Genomic DNA, 2,066 nt, shown 5'->3' on the forward strand with positions numbered 1-2,066 from the left:
GGTCTGCATGGACCCGCCCTATTACAACAATGTCCAGTACGCGGAGCTTTCGGATTAATTCTATGTCTGGCAGCGGCGAACCCTTGCTGACCTGTATCCCGACCTGTTTCGCCGCCGGCTGACCAACAAGCGGGATGAGGCCGTGGCCAACCCGGACCGGGATGGTGGCGCACAACCTGCCAAAGCGGCGTATGAACGGCTGATGGGGGAAATATTTACCGAATGCCGCCGGGTTGTGAAAGACGATGGGCTCTTGACCATGATGTTTACCCACAAGAGCCAGGATGCCTGGGAGACCCTGACCCGGTCGCTCATCGAGCATGGCTGGACCATCACTGCTGCGGTTCCCGTGGAATCCGAGACCAGCCATGGAATCCATACCAGGGATACGGCCTCGGCCATCTCCTCCATCTTCATCACCTGCCGTAAACGGCTGACCGATGGCGCTGAACCGGCCTCCTGGACCGGATTCGGCGGTTCCGGGGTTGCCCAGCGCATTCGCCGGGCCGTAGCCGAAGGGTTGGAGGAGTTTGCCGCCCTGGGGCTGAACCCGGTGGATGAGATGGTTTCCGGTTACGGCCGGGCGCTCAAGGTTTTGTCCGAGCAGTGGCCTGTTCTGGACGGGGATGAAGAGGTCGGCCCGGTGCAGGCCATGAACGAGGCCTCCCGGGTGGTGGCCGAACATCAGATCAAACGGATAACCGGCGGCCGGTTGCAGGTGGACGACCTGGCCCCGGAGGCGGCCATGGCCCTGACCTTCTACGGTATCTACGGCCTTGCTGAATTTCCTTTTGACGAGGCCCTCAATCTGTCCAGGTCGCTGGGCATTGCCCTTGAAAACAAGGCGGCAGGCTATGAGGAAAACGGCCGTTTCATCGGCGTGAACACCGCCACCAGGACGGGACGAAGCAGAACCGCCCGGGCAGAGGACAACGGCTTTCACGCACCCCTTGTCCGCCGGGGATCAAAGCTGCGTCTTGCCAGGCCGGACGAGCGTGATCCCCGGCGGCTGGAGCATCCCCGGACAGAGTGGGACATCCTGCAGGGCATGCTCATGGCCCATGAAACAGGTGACATACCTGTGGCCCGCAGCTACCTTGACCAGCATGGTGGAGAACGTAGAGAGCTTATCCGTGACCTGCTCGATGTCTGGGCAACGGCCATGGCTGACGAGGAGATGCGCAAAAAGGCGCGGGAACTGCTGTTTGGCCTGAATCTGGACGAGAACAGGTGAGAACAGGCAGCAGGAGGATGGGAACATGAAAGATATTGCCAGGTATAAAAAAAATTCTGGCCGGCCACCGGCGGGAGCTGGAGCAGAAGTACCATGTCAGTTCTCTCGGACTGTTCGGATCACGACTGCGGGGGGAGGAGCGGGAAGACAGCGATCTCGATGTGCTGGTAACCTTTTCCGCCACTCCCGGCCTGCTCCAGTTTTCCGGCCTCAAGTACCATCTGTCCGATCTGCTCGGTGTGAAGGTTGACCTGGTGATGCGTGACGCATTGAAACCCGGGATCGCTGAACGGATACTCAAAGAGGTTGTGCCGGTATGAGCAGGCTGTATACCGAGTATCTCAGGGATGTCTGTGATGCCCTGGAAAAATGTTTGCAGTTTACCGAGGGGATGCAGTTTGCCGGGTTTTCTGAAGACGAAAAAACCGTTTTTGCGGTGATCCGGGCCCTGGAAGTTGCCGGTGAGGCCGCGAAGCAGATCCCGGCAGAGGTGCGGGAGAAATATCCGAATGTCCCGTGGCGGGAAATGGCAGGTATGCGGGATATCCTTATCCATCAGTATTTCGGCGTGAATCCGGAGGTCGTCTGGAAGACCGTACGTATAATGGTCGGCACAGCTCAGCAGCAGGGGCTTCCCACGGGAGCGGTGGTCGGAAAGGTTTACGAGGGAATCGCAAAACAGGTGGATCCGGATAGAATTGTACAGGCACTTGAGAGAGTGAGATCCCGTTATCAGTATAGCTATCAACTTGCCAGCACACTCAAAAGGTGTTGAAAAGTATTCCCTAGAACCTGTTTTCAGCTCGATCGAGCTGCTAGGGACAGCTTGTTT

Annotated in this window: 3 protein-coding genes; all 3 read left to right on the forward strand. The window is 58.2% G+C overall.

Going from position 1 to position 2,066, the window contains the following annotated elements:
- Positions 1-142: 142 nt before the first annotated feature.
- From ACXJJY_RS07420 to ACXJJY_RS07430, 3 genes are read left to right on the forward strand one after another with little or no spacing between them, the layout of a single operon-like run.
- A complete protein-coding gene (locus tag ACXJJY_RS07420; protein ID WP_456386502.1) occupies positions 143-1,234 on the forward strand; it encodes a hypothetical protein in 1,092 nt (363 codons plus the stop codon).
- 35 nt (positions 1,235-1,269) lie between these two features.
- On the forward strand, positions 1,270-1,554 hold the full coding sequence (locus ACXJJY_RS07425) for a nucleotidyltransferase family protein (protein WP_456386504.1): 285 nt from the start codon (positions 1,270-1,272) through the stop codon (positions 1,552-1,554).
- Positions 1,551-2,009: a HepT-like ribonuclease domain-containing protein gene (locus tag ACXJJY_RS07430; RefSeq protein ID WP_456386506.1), complete on the forward strand. Its 459-nt coding sequence runs from the start codon at positions 1,551-1,553 to the stop codon at positions 2,007-2,009. Before ACXJJY_RS07425 ends, ACXJJY_RS07430 begins: the two co-directional genes overlap by 4 nt.
- Positions 2,010-2,066: the final 57 nt, after the last annotated feature.

The sequence above is a fragment of the Desulfolithobacter sp. genome, assembly GCF_054025815.1.

Excerpts from the sequence above, each read along its gene's own strand:
- ACXJJY_RS07430 (WP_456386506.1), top strand. The coding sequence starts at position 1,551 with ATGAGCAGGCTGTATACCGAGTATCTCAGGGATGTCTGTGATGCCCTG.